The 19,719-nt window shown below is 43.6% G+C and carries 13 protein-coding genes, 2 tRNA genes and 2 rRNA genes; 9 read left to right on the top strand and 8 right to left on the bottom strand.

Annotation, left to right across the window (positions count from 1 at the left end; all coding sequences use genetic code 11):
* Window positions 1–86 precede the first annotated feature (86 nt).
* On the top strand, window positions 87–587 hold the full coding sequence (locus tag KCV09_RS05185; protein WP_004937965.1) for an Lrp/AsnC ligand binding domain-containing protein: 501 nt from the start codon (window positions 87–89) through the stop codon (window positions 585–587).
* 28 nt (window positions 588–615) lie between these two features.
* Here KCV09_RS05185 and putP read toward each other — a convergent pair whose 3' ends face one another.
* The 5 genes from putP to KCV09_RS05160 all read right to left on the bottom strand — a co-directional run bounded on the left by putP (window position 616) and on the right by KCV09_RS05160 (window position 6,322).
* Window positions 616–2,109 carry a sodium/proline symporter PutP gene (gene putP / locus KCV09_RS05180; protein ID WP_151746781.1) on the bottom strand — a complete coding sequence of 498 codons (1,494 nt, stop codon included), beginning with the start codon at window positions 2,107–2,109 and terminating at the stop codon, window positions 616–618.
* A gap of 386 nt (window positions 2,110–2,495) precedes the next feature.
* Window positions 2,496–3,197 (bottom strand): SIR2 family NAD-dependent protein deacylase, encoded by a 702-nt coding sequence (locus KCV09_RS05175; RefSeq protein WP_004947680.1) that lies wholly within the window; start codon window positions 3,195–3,197, stop codon window positions 2,496–2,498.
* A gap of 47 nt (window positions 3,198–3,244) precedes the next feature.
* Window positions 3,245–4,531 (bottom strand): MFS transporter, encoded by a 1,287-nt coding sequence (locus KCV09_RS05170; RefSeq protein ID WP_212515754.1) that lies wholly within the window; start codon window positions 4,529–4,531, stop codon window positions 3,245–3,247.
* Between the two features lie 328 nt (window positions 4,532–4,859).
* A complete protein-coding gene (locus KCV09_RS05165; RefSeq protein WP_111812773.1) occupies window positions 4,860–5,771 on the bottom strand; it encodes an alpha/beta fold hydrolase in 912 nt (303 codons plus the stop codon).
* Between the two features lie 8 nt (window positions 5,772–5,779).
* A complete protein-coding gene (locus KCV09_RS05160; RefSeq protein WP_004947673.1) occupies window positions 5,780–6,322 on the bottom strand; it encodes a PadR family transcriptional regulator in 543 nt (180 codons plus the stop codon).
* A gap of 123 nt (window positions 6,323–6,445) precedes the next feature.
* Between KCV09_RS05160 and KCV09_RS05155 the strand changes: the two genes are divergently transcribed.
* Together KCV09_RS05155 and KCV09_RS05150 are read left to right on the top strand one after the other, a co-directional pair.
* Entirely contained in the window at window positions 6,446–8,473 is a 2,028-nt protein-coding gene (locus KCV09_RS05155) for an oxidoreductase (protein ID WP_212515648.1), read from the top strand.
* Between the two features lie 111 nt (window positions 8,474–8,584).
* On the top strand, window positions 8,585–9,664 hold the full coding sequence (locus KCV09_RS05150) for a YheT family hydrolase (protein WP_004937948.1): 1,080 nt from the start codon (window positions 8,585–8,587) through the stop codon (window positions 9,662–9,664).
* Between the two features lie 21 nt (window positions 9,665–9,685).
* Here the strand turns inward: KCV09_RS05150 and KCV09_RS05145 are convergent, their stop codons facing one another.
* Both KCV09_RS05145 and KCV09_RS05140 read right to left on the bottom strand, forming a co-directional pair.
* Window positions 9,686–10,585, bottom strand: coding sequence for a LysR family transcriptional regulator (locus KCV09_RS05145; protein WP_004937946.1), 900 nt, complete (start codon window positions 10,583–10,585; stop codon window positions 9,686–9,688).
* 100 nt (window positions 10,586–10,685) lie between these two features.
* Window positions 10,686–11,126 carry a guanosine-3',5'-bis(diphosphate) 3'-pyrophosphohydrolase gene (locus KCV09_RS05140; RefSeq protein ID WP_212515647.1) on the bottom strand — a complete coding sequence of 147 codons (441 nt, stop codon included), beginning with the start codon at window positions 11,124–11,126 and terminating at the stop codon, window positions 10,686–10,688.
* Window positions 11,127–11,290: 164 nt separating this feature from the next.
* Here KCV09_RS05140 and KCV09_RS05135 point away from each other — a divergent pair, with 164 nt between their 5' ends.
* Window positions 11,291–11,617 (top strand): hypothetical protein, encoded by a 327-nt coding sequence (locus KCV09_RS05135; RefSeq protein ID WP_212515646.1) that lies wholly within the window; start codon window positions 11,291–11,293, stop codon window positions 11,615–11,617.
* A gap of 10 nt (window positions 11,618–11,627) precedes the next feature.
* Here the strand turns inward: KCV09_RS05135 and KCV09_RS05130 are convergent, their stop codons facing one another.
* Window positions 11,628–12,575 carry a LysR substrate-binding domain-containing protein gene (locus tag KCV09_RS05130; RefSeq protein WP_119026054.1) on the bottom strand — a complete coding sequence of 316 codons (948 nt, stop codon included), beginning with the start codon at window positions 12,573–12,575 and terminating at the stop codon, window positions 11,628–11,630.
* A gap of 221 nt (window positions 12,576–12,796) precedes the next feature.
* Here KCV09_RS05130 and KCV09_RS05125 point away from each other — a divergent pair, with 221 nt between their 5' ends.
* The 5 genes from KCV09_RS05125 to KCV09_RS05105 all read left to right on the top strand — a co-directional run bounded on the left by KCV09_RS05125 (window position 12,797) and on the right by KCV09_RS05105 (window position 19,610).
* Window positions 12,797–14,017 (top strand): acyl-CoA dehydrogenase, encoded by a 1,221-nt coding sequence (locus KCV09_RS05125; protein WP_151795464.1) that lies wholly within the window; start codon window positions 12,797–12,799, stop codon window positions 14,015–14,017.
* A 561-nt stretch (window positions 14,018–14,578) separates the two neighbouring features.
* Window positions 14,579–16,113: ribosomal RNA gene (locus KCV09_RS05120) — 16S ribosomal RNA — on the top strand.
* Between the two features lie 60 nt (window positions 16,114–16,173).
* Window positions 16,174–16,250 (top strand) — tRNA-Ile (locus KCV09_RS05115).
* Window positions 16,251–16,286: 36 nt separating this feature from the next.
* Window positions 16,287–16,362: transfer RNA gene (locus KCV09_RS05110), tRNA-Ala, on the top strand.
* A 361-nt stretch (window positions 16,363–16,723) separates the two neighbouring features.
* Window positions 16,724–19,610: ribosomal RNA gene (locus KCV09_RS05105) — 23S ribosomal RNA — on the top strand.
* The 16S and 23S rRNA genes sit together here with 2 tRNA genes alongside, the layout of an rRNA operon.
* The last annotated feature ends 109 nt before the right edge of the window (window positions 19,611–19,719 follow it).

The raw sequence follows: 19,719 nt of genomic DNA, 5'->3' as shown, positions 1-19,719 counted from the left end.
CTAAAGAGGTTTAGATAATTTATGATTACAGAATAATTACCGAATAACTCGCTATATTCTTGGCATTTTTTAGGGAAAAATTTTGTATGGATGGGGCAATTTCAACATTAGATCGGGTTGATCTGAAAATTCTCGATATTCTTCAAAAAGATGGTCGAATTTCAAACATAAAACTCGCAGAAGAAGTCAGTCTGTCACCTACTGCGGTCATGGCGCGTGTACAGAAACTAACCAAGGAGAATTATATTCTGGGCTATCAAGCCAAACTCAATCCAGAAAAGCTCAATGCGAGTTTTTTAGTGTTTGTGGAAGTATTACTCGATAAAACCACATCGAATGGACTCGACGAATTTATTGAGGCTGTATCGGAATATCCTGAAATTATTGAATGCCATATGACCAGCGGCGGTTTTGATTTCTTAATGAAAATTCGCAGTGCCAATATGGAAGAGTACCGAAAGTTTGCTGGGCAAACGTTGTGGCAATTGCCCGGGGTCAAGGAAACGCGAAGTTATCCGGTCATGCAAGTGGTCAAAGAAACCTCTCGAATTAAGCTAAATAAGCGCACTACAAAAAAAGGGGCATGAAGCCCCTTTTTTTAGATCAAATGATGGATTATTTCGAGCTATGGTAAAGACGATCGGCTTCTTCAAAGCGATCCGTTACTTCACGTGTTGGTGGTTTGCCCATGAGGCTCACAACCACAATGGTAATTGCAGCCAAGACAAAACCAGGAATAATCTCGTAAATACCCGTTGACGCAAATAGGTTTTTCCAGCCAATCACCACCACTGCGCCTACAATCATACCTGCAACCGCAGCGTTTAAAGTCATGCGTTTCCAGAACAAAGAGAAAATAATTAACGGACCAAACGCGGCACCAAAGCCAGCCCAAGCGTACGCTACAAGGCCCAAAACTTTACTTTCCGGGTTGCTTGCCAACCAGATTGCAAATACAGAAATCGCCAGAACCATCAAGCGACCAACCCAGACCAATTCTTTTTGAGAGGCATTTTTGCGAAAGAATGGCTTATAGAAATCTTCAGTCAAGGTACTCGAGCAGACCAGAAGCTGACAGCTCAACGTACTCATCACAGCAGAAAGAATACCTGCCATCACAATACCGGCTACCCACGGATTAAACAAAATCTGTGCAAGCTCCATAAATACCAATTCAGAGTTTTTACTCACATTTCCAGCAAGCTCAGGATGACCTTGGAAGAAGGCAATACCAAAAAATCCTGCTCCGACAGCGCCGCCTAAGCACAGAATCATCCAAGACATACCAATTCTACGTGCAGCTGGAATTGATTTGACCGAGTCTGCTGCCATAAAACGAACAAGGATATGCGGCTGCCCAAAATAGCCTAAGCCCCATGCCATTGCTGAAATCATGGCAATAAAACTCACACCAGAGAACATGTTCATGGCTTGTGGACGAGCTGTTTCAATGAGTTGCGTAAATTGCTGCTGACCGTCTCCAATTGCTAAATACGCAAAAATAGGCGTGAGCAATAAAGCAAATAGCATCATGGCAGCTTGAAACGTATCGGTCCAGCTAATGGCAAGGAAGCCACCAATACACACGTAACTGATCGTGGCAATCGCACTGATCCAGAGCGCCATGGTGTAATCCATACCAAAAATCGTTTCGAACAAGCGTGCGCCTGCAACCATGCCTGAAGCACAGTAAATCGAGAAGAAAATCAGAATGATCAGCGCAGAAGATACGCGAAGTAATTTTTTCGTATCATTGAATCGATTGGTAAAATAATCGGGGAGAGTGAGTGCGTTAAATTGCACCTCAGTATGCACGCGTAAACGGCCTGCGACAAACAACCAGTTTAACCATGCGCCGATAATCAGACCAATTGCGATCCATGCTTCGGAAAGACCCGATAAGTAAATCGCACCTGGTAAGCCCATGAGTAACCAACCACTCATGTCTGATGCACCAGCCGACAATGCTGTAACAAAACTTCCTAAGCTGCGTCCGCCCAGAATGTAGTCTGAAAAATTTGTTGTGGCTCTATACGCATAGAGACCAATACAGACCATTGCCACGATGTAAAATACAAACGTGATCACGGTTGGATTGATAGAATTCATGAATGGGACCTATCCTTATGTACTTTTACGTGTGTAATTCAACCAGTCCAAATAATAATTTGGTTGCCTAAAAATAAGGCTGAGATATAAACACGGATGCCAAAATAATAACTGTTAACTTTAAGTATACATTATGTAATTTTATGTAAAAATATCTTGTGTGTAGAGATTAATTAATAACCTATAAAATTCAATGTATTATTTATCGAAAATAAAAATAAAAAGCCATTTGATGGATTTAAATACAAAAAATGATGATATTTAAATCGAAAGGATGAAAATCAAAGCAGTTTTGTAATTTTGTGTATCTTAAAAAGTGAGCAATTGTGTAAGCATTGAACAAATTGAAGGTGATGTGTGGATAAAAAGCACCCAAAATGGTCAAATTATTTACTTTTTAAAGTCTCGGATAGTGTTTTTACACCCTCAGATGCTGTCATTTTGAGCAACTGATACTGCTTTGGAACGCGATGATAATCGGCTTTTGGATCGATATAATACGCTTCACATGAGCCAGATATTTCGTGGATTAAACCCGCGACTGGATAAACGCTTAAGGTTGAACCAATCACAATAAATATATCGGCTTGACGAATTTGATGGATTGCATCTTGATAAGCAGGTACAGATTCACCAAACCAGACCACATGTGGCCGAAGTGGATAGCCATCTTTACAGTAATCCCGATCTAGTTTTAATTCGCTGCCCCGAATAGGATATAGCTCTTGGGTGATTTGTGCATCTGGACCACTGGTTTTGGCAAATCGAATATTGCCGTGCAAATGTAAAACACGGCTAGAGCCAGCACGCTCGTGCAGATCATCAATATTTTGAGTAATCACATTCACATCAAATTGATGCTCTAGAGCGGCAATCGCCAGATGTGCCGAGTTAGGCGTCGCGTTCAAAATGTTTTTACGCCGTTCATTATAAAAACGCTGTACAAGTTCAGGATCTTTTTGCCAAGCTTCTGGCGTTGCCACATCTTCAATTTTGTAATTTTCCCACAGTCCATCACTATCTCGAAATGTATGAATACCACTTTCGGCGCTCATACCGGCACCAGAAAAAACCACTAATTTTTTCATGTTGTTCTCCTTGATATAAAAAATCCGCCCGAAGGCGGATTTGAAATTTATTTGTCGTGATGCAAATATTCTGGTTCTTTCGGTAATTTAAAACTACAGAAGAAACAGATGGCAAGCATCACCATCACATAAATGAAGAATTCGTTTTCAATACCTGCCTGTTTAAATTGCAGGGCAACCGCTGGCGCTGAACCACCAAAAATCGCATTTCCGACAGCATAAGAAAACCCAACGCCCAATGCCCGTACATGTGGTGGAAACATTTCTGCCTTAATTAAACCACTAATAGAAGTGTATAGGCTCAGAATCATCATCAGAAAAACCAGTAAAGCCGTCACGATTACCGGTGAATCACTAAACTGACGCATTCCAATGACCATAACTGGATAAATAAATACAATGCTCAATCCACTAAAAAGCAGCATGGATGCACGACGACCAATCCGGTCAGAGAGTGCTCCAAACAGTGGTTGAGCAATCATATAAATAAACAGTGCACAGGTCATCATGTAGCCAACAGTTCGGCCTTCAATACCCAAGCTGGTGATATAGGTTTTTGAATATACGGTTAAGACATAAAAGGTTAAGGAACCTGCCGAGGTATAACCCACCACCAGTAAAAAGGTAAACCAGTGCTTTTTAAACAGCTCGCGCAACGAACCCGATTCTTTTTTGTCGCTGTCTTCATGCGACAAGGTTTCTTCAAGTTTACTTCGTGCTAAAAGTGAAATAATTGCTGCGATGCCGCCAATCACAAACGGAATTCTCCAGCCACCATCCATGAGTTGTTGTTCAGTCATTAAGGCCAGAATGATCACACCAAGCAAGCTTGCCAAGAGCTGGCCGCCTGAAAGGGTCACATATTGAAACGACGCATAAAAACCGCGTTGGCCTTTAAGCGCAATTTCACTCATATAGGTAGCAACAGCACCGTATTCACCACCAACCGATAAACCTTGTAGCAAGCGTACCATTAATAATAAAAAGGGCGCTGCAATACCAACCTGATCATAGGTCGGGAGTGCGGCAAATAAGAAGGAGCTGACCGCCATCAGGCTAATTGAAATCACCATCGACTGTTTTCGGCCGTGTTTGTCGGCAATTCGACCAAATAACCAGCTACCAATTGGGCGCATAAAAAAGCTGGCTGCAAAAACGCCCCAAACATAAATACCTTGAGCGGTTGAACTCATGTCGGGTGCAGTCAATGCTCGCTGAAAATACATGGCAAAAACGGCGTAGATATAAAAGTCAAACCATTCAACTAAATTCCCTGAAGATGCTCCGACAATTCCCATAACGCGTTTGCGTTTTTCTTCTTTGCTATATACCACTTCACTCATTTAATAAATATCCTTATGGTCGGTCTAGTTATGGTCATCATATATTTTTTGACGTGATCAGATACCTTTGTACCTGTTGTCTAACAAAAGCATCAAACTACAGCAGGACGGGGCTGTCTAGGGTAAAAAATCAGAATTCTATTAATTTATACAGAGTTTTAAACAATACTTTTCACGTTAATTTTATTAAGTTTTTGAATTTATTCTGTAAATCCTAAAAATGCCAACATCATTTTTTGTCTTTTTTATAAGCATGAAAATATTAACATAATTCTATGTTTTTATTGATAAAAGCGATTGAGACGAAGTTTTTCTCAAACTAGTGTACTTTCTTCAAAAAATGCCCAATCTCGGTTCTAAATTTTTTTGGCTCCGTAATGAGCGGTGTATGACCAGACTTTTCAAAATAAATAGGCTGAGCATTTTTTAACTGATGAGCAATTAATGTCTGACCTTGTTCTGGATAAAGTGTCGACTGTTTTCCAATAAAAAATGTGGTGGGGCATTCAAGTGCCTGTAAAGCGGTTCGATAATCTTCGGTATGATTCAAATAATTTTGTACATACCATCTGAGGTAATCTAAGCGCTGAATCGGGAGTACATGTTTTTGAAGTTTTGGGTATTGCAGAGCCAGCTTGAATATTTTGGGTATAAATGAGTTGCTGCTTTGAAACTCGATAAACTGCAGCCATGTTTCAACCAGCTCCTGTTGGTGAGTCAGCGGAAGTTCCTCTAAATATTGAACGGTTGCATGTGATTGTAAAAGTGCGTTAATCAAATGAAGAAAACGTCTAAATTCGGTATAACGTTCACCAAAAAGACCAAACTGCCACGTGCTATCGACACGTATTTTTGGAGTTTGATCGATATGTAAATAACCTTTTAATTTCTGTCCTAAATGGCCGTATTGCATACCATGCATTGCAGTGGTTGCACCCATCGAGTATCCGATAAGAGTAAACTGTGTCAGTTTGAGCTCGTCAATCAAGTGTTCAACATCACGCCAGTGGCTAGAAATAGAATCTAGCTCTTGCGGTATCGCACAATGTTGTGATCGACCAAAACCACGCCATTCAGGAATAATAAACTCAAAGCCTTTGGTATATGAAAGTAAAAAGGGAAGCCATTGCCAGCTCAACATACCTAAACCAGAAAGTACCAACACTGGCTCGCCTGATCCAAAACGTCTGACAAATAATTGCTCTTGATCCGGCATAGTATAAAAAGGCATGGCTGATCCTATTGGTTAATTAGTGCATTTAATTCAGGAATGACTTCATCGAGCCATTTGATCCATTCTTGCTCCATGGTAATGCCCAATTCTAAAATTTTTCGATGAATAAACAATACCCGGTTTTCTGATGTGTTGTGTTTAAAATCTTTATCGTAGATGGTTTGGTAGAGCTTCAGTTTTTCTTGATGAATTGCCAAGTGTCGCTCGAGTTCAGGCAAGATTTGATTGCCACCCAGTTGAGCTTCTGCACGTAAACGAACCATCAAATCATCACGGAGTTGAGAGGGCTCACTTTGCTGGAGCAACCAGCTTGAAAGTTCTATTCGACCGAGTTGTTCCACCTGATAGGTTTTTTTACGCGTGTGACTTGAGGCTTCATCAATGGTTGAAATCCAGCCTTTAGCCAGCATCGCACTGAGTTCACGATAAATCTGTTGATGACTGGCGTTCCAGAAAAATCCCATCGAGCGATCAAAACGTCGGGCGAGTTCAAATCCGGAACTGGGTTTCTCCAATAAGCTGGTCAGTAAAACATGCGAAAGCGACATAGCCATCCTAAAACTCGATGTGACCCTTCAGATTATGCAATAAGTTGCATAGAAAGCAAATTTTGTTTATAAGTTTATGCAACATATTGCATAAAGCGCGCTTATGCCAGCCAGGGAGATTATATGTCAACGCACTATCCGCATTTATTGGCACCATTAGATTTAGGATTTACTACATTAAAAAATCGTATCTTAATGGGATCGATGCATATTGGACTTGAAGAAGCACCGGGTGGATATGCGCGTATGGCTGCATTTTATGCAGAGCGTGCTCAAGGTGAAGTGGGGCTTATTGTGACGGGTGGTATCTCGCCAAATGATGCAGGCCGAACTTTTGCACATGCTTCAAAACTAGATACGCTTGAAGAAGCGGAAAAACATAAAGTTATCACACAAGCTGTGCATGACGCTGGCGGTAAAATTGCCATGCAGATTTTACATACCGGTCGTTATTCTTATCAGCAAGAAATTGTCGCGCCGTCCGCCATTCAGGCACCCATTAACCCGATCAAGCCGCAACAACTTAGTTCGGCTGAGGTCTGGCAGACAATATCCGACTTTGTCAATTGTGCCAAGCTCGCACAATATGCGGGTTATGATGGCGTAGAAATTATGGGATCAGAAGGTTATCTCATCAATGAGTTTATTGCTGCTCGAACCAACCATCGAGATGATGAGTGGGGCGGTCAGTACGAAAACCGCATTCGCTTTCCAATTGAAATTGTAAAGCGTACTCGTGAAGAGGTTGGTGAAAATTTTATTATTATTTACCGACTGTCGATGCTTGATCTGGTCGAGGGCGGCTCAACCTTAGATGAAGTCATTCATTTAGCCAAAGAAATTGAAAAAGCCGGTGCAACAATTATCAATACTGGAATTGGCTGGCATGAGGCACGTATTCCCACCATTGCCACTAAAGTGCCGCGGGCAGCATTTACATGGGTGACCGAAAAAATTCGACCTCACGTGAAAGTGCCACTGATTACATCAAACCGTATTAATACCCCTGAAATGGCAGAGTACGTACTGACAAGTGGACATGCCGATATCGTCTCAATGGCACGCCCGATGCTGGCCGATCCAGAATTTGCTTTAAAAGCTCGCGAGGGACGTAGTGATGAAATCAATACCTGTATTGGTTGCAATCAAGCCTGTCTGGATCATATCTTTAATGGTAAAGTGGCCTCATGTTTGGTTAATCCACGCGCATGCCATGAAACCGAACTCAATTTTAAAGCAGCGGCTACACCGAAAAAAATCGCTGTCGTTGGCGCAGGGCCGGCCGGTTTAAGTTTTGCCACCTATGCTGCCAGTCGTGGTCATAAAATCAAATTATATGAAGCCGCTGAGCAAATTGGCGGGCAATTTAATATTGCCAAAACCATTCCAGGTAAAGAAGAGTTTTACGAAACCCTGCGTTACTTTAATCGCCAGATTGAACTGCAACCGAACATTGAGCTGGTTTTAAACTACAAAATCGATTATGACGAATTAGCCAAGTCAGACTTCGATGATATTGTTATTGCAACTGGCGTTACACCACGTCATCTCAATCTCGAAGGTATCCAGCATCCGAAAGTGTTGAGTTACCTCGATGTACTTAAAGCCCGTCAGCCAGTCGGTCATAAAGTTGCGATTATCGGTGCGGGTGGTATTGGTTTTGATACCGCAGAGTTTCTTACCCATGAAGGCGAAAGCGGCAGTATTCACCCTAAGAAGTTTTATGACGAATGGGGAATCGATACCTCGTATAGCCAAGTCGGTGGCTTAAAAACTGCGGCGGTTGAGCATAGTGCACGTGAAATATATTTGCTACAACGTAAAGCCAGTTCGGTCGGAGCAACACTGGGCAAAACCACGGGCTGGATTCATCGTACAGGTTTAAAAAATCGTAATGTGAAAATGATTGCCGGTGCACAGTATGAAAAAATTGATGATCAGGGTTTACATATTCAGGTCGGTGAAAAGACCACAGTGCTTGATGTCGATCATGTCATTATCTGTGCGGGACAAGAATCGTTTACGGCGATGTATGAACCACTCAAGCAGCTTGGCAAAAATGTACATTTGATTGGTGGCGCCAAAGAGGCGGGTGAGTTAGATGCCAAACGTGCTATCCGTCATGGTGCAGAGCTTGCGGCTATGATTTAAGTTTTTGTTCATCCTTAAGGTTTAGGCTGTCGATTGGTCTAGGCCTTTTAAAATATCGGTTCGCTAATTTTTCGAATGTTGTTCTAAATTCCTATAAAGTTGATACATTTCATGAAAAAGATAAATGTGCTAAAAAAACTAACAGATACGCTCGATCGTTTGACAGGAGCGGATTATCCCCAAATCTATCTGCATCCTGAGAGCGGTCTTCATCAGCACATGCAAAAGCTCACCCAATTAAATGCTAAGTATCGCCCGACACCTTGGCTCTTTAACGAGCATCTTCAGCTTCTTTATTTTGATTTGGTTAAAAAACGCTTTATCCGCCAGCAATATGATCATATCGATTATTTAAAGATGCAAGACGGCGGGGAAACGGCAATTACATGGGTCGGTTCGCACTTACCCGCAGACACGCCGACGATTGTCATCTTGCATACCATTACCGGTTCTCCGTCAAGTATGCGTGAGTTGGTTCGTGACTTACACCGCTTTACTGGCTGGCGGATTGCACTTTGTGTGCGCCGTGGACATGCCGATTTAAACTTTTCTATACCGCAATTTAACTTGTTTGGCTCAACTGCAGACTTAAAAGAACAACTTGATTTTATTCGTCTTAAGCTCCCCCAATCAGATTTGTATGCTGTTGGATCATCGGCTGGATCGGGTCTACTGGTGCGTTACTTGGGTGAAGTTGCAGATCAGTCATGTTTTAAAGCCGCATTTGCATTTTGTCCGGGTTACAACATTGAAACGGGTTTTGATAAAGTTCATCCGGTTTATAGTCGATATATGGCAAAAAAAATAATCAATCGCTTTGTTAAGAAACACCTGCAAGGTTGGTCACATATCGATAATTTAAAAGAACTCCTGACATCTAAAAATTTAACCGAGTTTCATCTTCGCTACTATCAGCTTGCTGGTTTTTCAAACTATCAAGACTATACGTTGGCCACCAATCCCATGCACGTTTTTAAGCAAATCAAAGTGCCATTGATGGTACTTAATTCGCAAGATGATCCAGTGTGTCATATCGACAACTTTGCACCATATCTGCCTGAAATTCAGGCTATGCAGAACATTGCCGTGGTGACCACCAAGAAGGGAAGTCATTGTGCGTTTTATGAGGGGTGGCGCACACAATCATGGGCCACCAAGCTCATGGCAGATTTTTTTCTAAGTCAGAAGTAAGTCTTTTTGCTTAAGCGAATATCAGCGCTCGGTTAAATGCTCAACCAAGTAATCGATAAACACACGAACAGCGGGCAGTAATCCACGACGTGAAGGATATACCGCATGAAAGACACCATGCGGTGCTTTCCATTCAGGTAAGACGCGAACCAATTCACCCGATTTAACATAGTCGCTGGCAATGGTATCGGGAAGTAGCGCGATACCGCAGTTTTGTGCGGTAATATTGGCAAGTACAGAAAGGTTAGATGCCATCACCACCGGATTGACTTTGATTTTCTGTAGTTCATTGCTTTGGCTGTACAAGCTAAACTGCTGATCTAAATGCTCATCCGATAAACTCAAAATCCGATGATGATGCAAATCTTCAGGTGCTTTAACAGAGCCGTATTCGTTTAAGTACGCCTGACTGGCAAAAAGATGTTGCTCGATGATGGAGAATTGACGTAACACCAGACTCGGATCATCATCAAGATTTGAGCGAACGCGAAGCGCAATATCTATGCCTTCATTGACAATATCAACACGTCGATTACTAATGATCAGTTGAACTCGAATTTCAGGATACTGTTTTAAAAAATTCGGCAGCAGTTTCGACATCTGATTTTGTGCAATATCGACAGGAACACTCACTTTAATCACGCCACGAGGCTGGATACTCAAGTGATCTACCAGATCATGTGCGGCTTGAGCGGCATTCATCATCACTTGTGCATGCCGATAAATATTCATCCCGATATCGGTCACTGCAAAGTGTCGAGAGCTACGCTGAATTAAGCGGACGCCTAAATTCTCCTCAAGATTGTATACGCGGCGACTTAATTTTGACTTTGGAATATCTGTGGCACGCTCGGCAGCACTGAAACCACCGTGTTCAACCACAAGAGCAAAGCAATAAAAATCGTCTAAATCTGTGAGCATGATGCATGTCCATATTTCTAAAAATAGGGGTTTTTAAATTTTTTCAAAGTATACCCAATATTTTTCTGAGGATATGTGATTACTCAGTAAATCATGCAATTTAGGCCAAAATAGACGAATTTGGATCGAGTAAATAGGCTTGCACTTTTTTATACTCTTCTAAACGCGCAAAATCACGGGCTGTAGGGTGACTAATTCGTTTTAAATCCATGTTGTCTTTTAGATCGGCCAGTTTGACTGCTTTGGCCAATGGGTTATTTACAATTCGCTTTGCGGCTGTAAACCGGCTCTCGCCGGTTTTTTTGGTGAGCGCAATGACTGCATCAATAATATCTTGGCTAAAACCCAATGAAATTAGATCGACAATTGTGGTGTCGGTGTCTTCAAGTAAGTCGTGCATCACTGCAACAATTTTTTGTTCTAAAGTATCCAAATGAAGCATAAGTCGTAATGGATGTAAGATATAAGGTTGTCCAGCTTTGTCTACTTGTCCCGCGTGTTTTTTTGCTGCAAGTCCGATTGCTTTTTCCAAAGTTGACATGAATGCTCCAGTATTGAATGACATGACATTAGTAACAGCACTGCGCTTAGTACTCACTTAAGCACGCTACACTGGCAAGATCAATCCGACATCAGTCGATTTAAAACGATTAGATGCAAACAAATATTTCTTTTACACTATGTGGACCTTTTAGAGAATGAAATATGACTTATCAATTAATTCTTCAACCAGATGCATCAGTGAATATCGATTGCCCGATATGCAAACACCCAGTTATTGACTGGTCGCAAGAACAATATGTTCAGCCCTGCGAACATACTCTCTTTGTCGCGATGGATTTAGGATTCGAGTTTGTTTCCGATCGGTTTGAAGCGCAGATGCAACAACCTGTAGATGAATTACATGAAGATCCAGATATGAATATTTTTCATGCAATTACTTCAACTACATATCCTGTTCGAGTGATTGTCAAAGCCGATTTAGGTGTGCAATCGCTTTCACGCTACGTAGGATTTAGCGATCAACTTTAAAACGAAGAATTTAGAGAAACTGAGATTCAAATTCTCTGACTTCATGTTCGAGCCATTGAGTAAATTTTACAATCAATGCGTTTTTATGTTGCTCAGACGAAACAAAGTAATATGAGCGAGTACCAACAAGCTCCACACGAGACACTCGTATCAAGTCACCCTGTTCAAGCTCTTTTTCAAGTAGCAAAGGCGGTATTAATGCAACGCCTAAATGATGCATCGCAGCGACAGCCAGCATTGAGAAAAGTTCATGGCGTTGCCCGTCCATTGCATATGGATAGGCATAATCTGCTTGAGCAAACCATTCATTCCAGATGTAGGGGCGAGTGGTCTGCTGAAGTAAAGGGAGCTGACTAATTTGTTCTGCAGTCAAATCCAGACTTTCATTCTCGCCTGACACACACTCTGGAAAATATTTTTCAATCAGTGTTTTAGAGCAGACGGGGACTAACGCTTCTTCCATAAGAAACTGGATTTTGGCATCGGGCCAGTTTTCAATTTGTGCAGGAGTGCCGGCATAAATTGCAGCATCAAAAATATGCTCACTAAACAAAAAAGGTTTGGTACTGGTTTCTAAATGAATCGTAATCTCAGGATACAAACGATTAAATCGATAAAGTCGCGGCAGTAACCATCGTGTTGCGAAGGTTGGAACAACGCCCAGTTTTAGTGTTCCACCTAACCCCTTGTGTGCCATTAAATCCAGTGTGGCATGTTCGATACCGAGTAAATGTGATTTGATCGTTTTTAAATAACTCTCACCCGCTTGTGTAAGCTCAACTCCATGACGCGCTCGTACAAAAAGCGCCACAGCAAGAAAGTCTTCAAGTTGCTGAATTTGCCGAGAAACAGCACTTTGGGTAATCGATAATTCTTGGGCTGCTGCTGTATAACTACGATGTTTCGCGGCCGATTCAAAACATAATAATGCCTGTAAAGAAGGAATCATTCGTCGCATATTATGTATCCTAGATCATTCTTTTAAATATTGAAAAATGGCTTCTTAAATAAATCCATCTGAAACTCGAAAAAGCGCTTTTATTCTAAACCAGAAAATTGAAAAGCAAAAAATAAGATATGAGAAAAATGCATGACTACATGCGAAATTATCGTTTGTGGTACTCGTTAACACAGCCTAAGATGAAGAAATAATAGTTCAATCATTAGGCTAGGAAAGCAATGAATCATATGGTCGATCATACAAAAAAAACAGCACGCGTTCACTTCAATTGGGATGATCCTTTCTTAATTGAGCAACAGCTCACGAATGAAGAGCGTATGATTCGCGATGCTGCGCATGCCTATTGTCAAGATAAACTCATGCCTCGAGTGTTAGAACAGTTTCGTCACGAAAAAACTGATCCAGCTATTTTCCGTGAAATGGGTGAGTTAGGTCTTTTGGGCCCAACCATCGATGAGCAGTATGGTGGTGCCGGTCTGAATTATGTCAGCTATGGATTAATTGCAAGAGAAATCGAGCGTGTAGATTCGGGTTATCGATCTATGGCAAGTGTGCAAAGTTCATTGGTGATGGTGCCAATTTCTGAATTTGGATCTGAAGCACAAAAACAAAAGTATTTACCGAAGCTCGCTACAGGTGAATATATTGGATGCTTCGGTTTAACAGAGCCAGATCACGGTTCAGACCCTGGAAGTATGATCACACGTGCAAAAAAAGTTGATGGAGGCTATCGTCTTTCGGGTGCAAAAATGTGGATCACGAACAGCCCAATCGCCGATGTATTCGTGGTTTGGGCCAAAGAAGTATCGAGTGAAGGAAATGTTGGCGAAATTCGCGGATTTATTTTAGAAAAAGGGTGGCAAGGTTTATCGGCACCAGCCATACATGGCAAGGTTGGACTACGTGCCTCTATCACCGGTGAAATTGTGATGGATAATGTTTTTGTACCTGAAGAAAATGCTTTTCCAGATATTAGAGGTTTAAAAGGTCCATTTACCTGCTTAAACAGTGCCCGTTACGGCATTGCTTGGGGTGCGATGGGTGCGGCAGAATTCTGCTGGCACACTGCACGTCAATATACACTGGATCGTAAACAGTTTGGTCGACCGCTGGCTGCCACCCAGCTTATACAAAAAAAATTGGCCGACATGCAAACCGAAATTGCATTAGGTTTACAGGCCGCACTTCGATTTGGCCGAATGAAAGATGAAGGATTGGCGGCAGTCGAAGGGACTTCACTCATCAAGCGCAACAACTGTGGCAAGGCGCTCGATATTGCACGTTTAGCTCGCGATATGATGGGAGGCAACGGAATCAGTGATGAATTTGGGGTTGCCCGCCACTTGGTGAATCTTGAAGTAGTCAATACCTATGAAGGTACACATGATGTACATGCTCTTATTTTGGGGCGCGCTCAGACTGGTCTTGCAGCATTTTAGTTCTTTAAAAAACTCAGCTTCTAAAAGATCATAACCATTCGAAATCACACGGCTTAAAATGCTCACTAAGCCGTGTGTTCATTTATTTTTCAATTCGGAGAATACGTTCTACATATTATGAGGCAATAAAAAGTAAATCTGATCTAAATTAATTCAATGAATCGGATATAATCGACTGTTATATGATCGATATCGAGCTAAATCATATAATTTTGATTAAAAAATAAACCATTGTTTGTTTTTTTTAAAATAATACTTGCGTTGGTTGGTTTTTTGCTTAGAATACGCAGCATCCCGACGCGATACACGAAAGCAACTTAGCTTACAGGGTTAAGTTGAAAGAAAGTGTTTTGCGTTGAATTTGTCTCTGACGAAGAGCAAATCGATCATTAAGAGAATAGAAGAACAACTTGTGTGGATTTTTACTGGTTGATTAATCGATATATATTATCATTGATTGATTGGTTTAAATTACTCGAAGTTTATTTGAGCGAAATTTAAGTCAGGAAATTGATGAGCCAGAATTGGCACCTTGTCTATAAATAAGGTGCAAAATGATTTTAACTGAAGAGTTTGATCATGGCTCAGATTGAACGCTGGCGGCAGGCTTAACACATGCAAGTCGAGCGGAGTGATGGTGCTTGCACTATCACTTAGCGGCGGACGGGTGAGTAATGCTTAGGAATCTGCCTATTAGTGGGGGACAACATCTCGAAAGGGATGCTAATACCGCATACGTCCTACGGGAGAAAGCAGGGGATCACTTGTGACCTTGCGCTAATAGATGAGCCTAAGTCGGATTAGCTAGTTGGTGGGGTAAAGGCCTACCAAGGCGACGATCTGTAGCGGGTCTGAGAGGATGATCCGCCACACTGGGACTGAGACACGGCCCAGACTCCTACGGGAGGCAGCAGTGGGAATATTGGACAATGGGGAACCCTGATCCAGCCATGCCGCGTGTGTGAAGAAGGCCTTATGGTTGTAAAGCACTTTAAGCGAGGAGGAGGCTCTTTTGGTTAATACCCAAGATGAGTGGACGTTACTCGCAGAATAAGCACCGGCTAACTCTGTGCCAGCAGCCGCGGTAATACAGAGGGTGCAAGCGTTAATCGGATTTACTGGGCGTAAAGCGCGCGTAGGCGGCCAATTAAGTCAAATGTGAAATCCCCGAGCTTAACTTGGGAATTGCATTCGATACTGGTTGGCTAGAGTGTGGGAGAGGATGGTAGAATTCCAGGTGTAGCGGTGAAATGCGTAGAGATCTGGAGGAATACCGATGGCGAAGGCAGCCATCTGGCCTAACACTGACGCTGAGGTGCGAAAGCATGGGGAGCAAACAGGATTAGATACCCTGGTAGTCCATGCCGTAAACGATGTCTACTAGCCGTTGGGGCCTTTGAGGCTTTAGTGGCGCAGCTAACGCGATAAGTAGACCGCCTGGGGAGTACGGTCGCAAGACTAAAACTCAAATGAATTGACGGGGGCCCGCACAAGCGGTGGAGCATGTGGTTTAATTCGATGCAACGCGAAGAACCTTACCTGGCCTTGACATAGTAGAAACTTTCCAGAGATGGATTGGTGCCTTCGGGAATCTACATACAGGTGCTGCATGGCTGTCGTCAGCTCGTGTCGTGAGATGTTGGGTTAAGTCCCGCAACGAGCGCAACCCTTTTCCTTACTTGCCAGCATTTCGGATGGGAACTTTAAGGATACTGCCAGTGACAAACTGGAGGAAGGCGGGGACGACGTCAAGTCATCATGGCCCTTACGGCCAGGGCTACACACGTGCTACAATGGTCGGTACAAAGGGTTGCTACCTAGCGATAGGATGCTAATCTCAAAAAGCCGATCGTAGTCCGGATTGGAGTCTGCAACTCGACTCCATGAAGTCGGAATCGCTAGTAATCGCGGATCAGAATGCCGCGGTGAATACGTTCCGGGCCTTGTACACACCGCCCGTCACACCATGGGAGTTTGTTGCACCAGAAGTAGCTAGCCTAACTGCAAAGAGGGCGGTTACCACGGTGTGGCCGATGACTGGGGTGAAGTCGTAACAAGGTAGCCGTAGGGGAACCTGCGGCTGGATCACCTCCTTAACGAAAGATTGATTGGCCGGTAAGAATCCACAACAAGTTGTTCTTCTAAGATGTATCTGAGGGTCTGTAGCTCAGTTGGTTAGAGCACACGCTTGATAAGCGTGGGGTCACAAGTTCAAGTCTTGTCAGACCCACCAAGTCTACGGCAGAAAGATACATTAATGATATAAGCTGGGGACTTAGCTTAGTTGGTAGAGCGCCTGCTTTGCACGCAGGAGGTCAGGAGTTCGACTCTCCTAGTCTCCACCACGTACTTTAAAGAGTACGGCTAAGGTGTAGATTATAGAACTTAGTAAAAGAAGGTCTTGAGATCTTATTTTATTAAGTTCTGTGATTTATCACAGTTTAGTGTGATCTGACGAAGACACATTAATTCATTAACAGATTGGAAAATATTGAGTCTGAAATAAATTGTTCAAACTCGATTAAATAAGAAGCTAACAAGCAATTGTTAGGTGACTATTTAATCCGAGAACTAGCAAATTAACTGAATCAAGCGTTTTGGTATATGAATTTAGATTGAAGCTGTACGGTGATTCAATTCACAGTACTTCAAACTGTAATGTTGATAATGCTACTTGTAGGCATTAGCGACTGTTTGGGGTTGTATAGTCAAGTAATTAAGTGCATGTGGTGGATGCCTTGGCAGTCAGAGGCGATGAAAGACGTGATAGCCTGCGAAAAGCTCCGGGGAGGCGGCAAATATCCTTTGATCCGGAGATGTCTGAATGGGGAAACCCACTTATCATAAGATAGGTATTGCATGATGAATACATAGTCATGCAAGGCGAACGAGGGGAAGTGAAACATCTCAGTACCCTTAGGAAAAGAAATCAATTGAGATTCCCTTAGTAGCGGCGAGCGAAAGGGGAACAGCCCATTAAGTTGTGTGTGTTCTAGTGGAACGCTCTGGGAAGTGCGAACGTAGAGGGTGATATTCCCGTACACGAAAGGGCACACGCAATGATGACGAGTAGGGCGAGGCACGTGAAACCTTGTCTGAATATGGGGGGACCATCCTCCAAGGCTAAATACTCCTGACTGACCGATAGTGAACCAGTACCGTGAGGGAAAGGCGAAAAGAACCCCTGTGAGGGGAGTGAAATAGATCCTGAAACCGCATGCATACAAGCAGTGGGAGCCGACATGTTCGGTGACTGCGTACCTTTGTATAATGGGTCAGCGACTTATATTCAGTAGCAAGGTTAACCGCATAGGGAGCCGTAGGGAAACCGAGTCTTAATAGGGCGTATAGTTGCTGGGTATAGACCCGAAACCAGGCGATCTATCCATGAGCAGGTTGAAGGTTGGGTAACACTAACTGGAGGACCGAACCCACTGTCGTTGAAAAGCCAGGGGATGACTTGTGGATAGGGGTGAAAGGCTAATCAAGCCTGGTGATAGCTGGTTCTCCCCGAAAGCTATTTAGGTAGCGCCTCGGACGAATACCATAGGGGGTAGAGCACTGTTTCGGCTAGGGGGTCATCCCGACTTACCAAACCGATGCAAACTCCGAATACCTATGAGTACTATCCGGGAGACAGACTGCGGGTGCTAACGTCCGTAGTCAAGAGGAAAACAATCCAGACCGCCAGCTAAGGCCCCAAAATCATAGTTAAGTGGGAAACGATGTGGGAAGGCATAGACAGCTAGGAGGTTGGCTTAGAAGCAGCCACCCTTTAAAGAAAGCGTAATAGCTCACTAGTCGAGTCGGCCTGCGCGGAAGATGTAACGGGGCTAAAACTATGTGCCGAAGCTGCGGATGTAACTTTAAGTTACGTGGTAGGGGAGCGTTCTGTAAGCCGATGAAGGTGGATTGAGAAGTCTGCTGGAGGTATCAGAAGTGCGAATGCTGACGTGAGTAACGACAAAACGGGTGAAAAACCCGTTCGCCGAAAGACCAAGGGTTCCAGTCCAACGTTAATCGGGGCTGGGTGAGTCGACCCCTAAGGCGAGGCCGAAAGGCGTAGTCGATGGGAAATTGGTTAATATTCCAATACTTCTGTGTAATGCGATGAGAGGACGGAGAAGGTTAGGTCAGCCTGGCGTTGGTTGTCCAGGTGGAAGACAGTAGGCATGCATCTTAGGCAAATCCGGGGTGCTCTATGCTGAGAGTCGATAGCAAGCTAGTTTACTAGCGAAGTGGCTGATACCATACTTCCAAGAAAAGTCTCTAAGCTTCAGTTACACAGGAATCGTACCCGAAACCGACACAGGTGGTCAGGTCGAGTAGACCAAGGCGCTTGAGAGAACTCTGCTGAAGGAACTAGGCAAAATGGTACCGTAACTTCGGGAGAAGGTACGCTGTTGATGGTGATGGGACTTGCTCCCTGAGCGATTGACAGCCGCAGAAACCAGGCCGCTGCAACTGTTTATTAAAACATAGCACTCTGCAAACACGAAAGTGGACGTATAGGGTGTGATGCCTGCCCGGTGCTGGAAGGTTAATTGATGGGGTTAGCGTAAGCGAAGCTCTTGATCGAAGCCCCAGTAAACGGCGGCCGTAACTATAACGGTCCTAAGGTAGCGAAATTCCTTGTCGGGTAAGTTCCGACCTGCACGAATGGCATAATGATGGCGGCGCTGTCTCCAGCAGAGGCTCAGTGAAATCGAAATCGCTGTGAAGATGCAGTGTACCCGCGGCTAGACGGAAAGACCCCGTGAACCTTTACTGCAGCTTGACATTGAACTTTGACCTTACTTGTGTAGGATAGGTGGGAGGCTTTGAAGATGGGACGCCAGTTCCATTGGAGCCATCCTTGAAATACCACCCTGGTAATGTTGAGGTTCTAACTCTGCCCCGTAATCCGGGGCGAGGACCATGTCTGGTGGGTAGTTTGACTGGGGCGGTCTCCTCCTAAAGAGTAACGGAGGAGTACGAAGGTGCGCTCAGCGTGGTCGGAAATCACGCGTAGAGTATAAAGGCAAAAGCGCGCTTAACTGCGAGACCCACAAGTCGAGCAGGTACGAAAGTAGGTCTTAGTGATCCGGTGGTTCTGTATGGAAGGGCCATCGCTCAACGGATAAAAGGTACTCTGGGGATAACAGGCTGATACCGCCCAAGAGTTCATATCGACGGCGGTGTTTGGCACCTCGATGTCGGCTCATCTCATCCTGGGGCTGAAGCAGGTCCCAAGGGTATGGCTGTTCGCCATTTAAAGAGGTACGCGAGCTGGGTTTAGAACGTCGTGAGACAGTTCGGTCCCTATCTACCGTGGGCGCTGGAAATTTGAGAGGATCTGCTCCTAGTACGAGAGGACCAGAGTGGACGAACCTCTGGTGTACCGGTTGTGACGCCAGTCGCATCGCCGGGTAGCTATGTTCGGAAGGGATAACCGCTGAAAGCATCTAAGCGGGAAGCCTACCTCAAGATAAGATTTCCCTAGGAATTTATTCCTCTAAAGAGCCGTTCAAGACTAGGACGTTGATAGGTTGGATGTGGAAGCATAGTGATATGTGAAGCTGACCAATACTAATTGCTCGTGAGGCTTGACTATACAACACCCAAACAGTTGTTGTATCAAGATAAATTCGATACGAATACTTGATTTAGTGAAAGCTAGAACATAAAATACCGACTCAATAATCCAATCCGTTAAACTCATT

Origin of the sequence: Acinetobacter soli, assembly GCF_018139125.1 — a bacterium.
Classification (GTDB): domain Bacteria; phylum Pseudomonadota; class Gammaproteobacteria; order Pseudomonadales; family Moraxellaceae; genus Acinetobacter; species Acinetobacter soli.
Note: the sequence above shows the minus strand (reverse complement) of the source record. Positions and strands in the feature narration are given on the sequence as shown.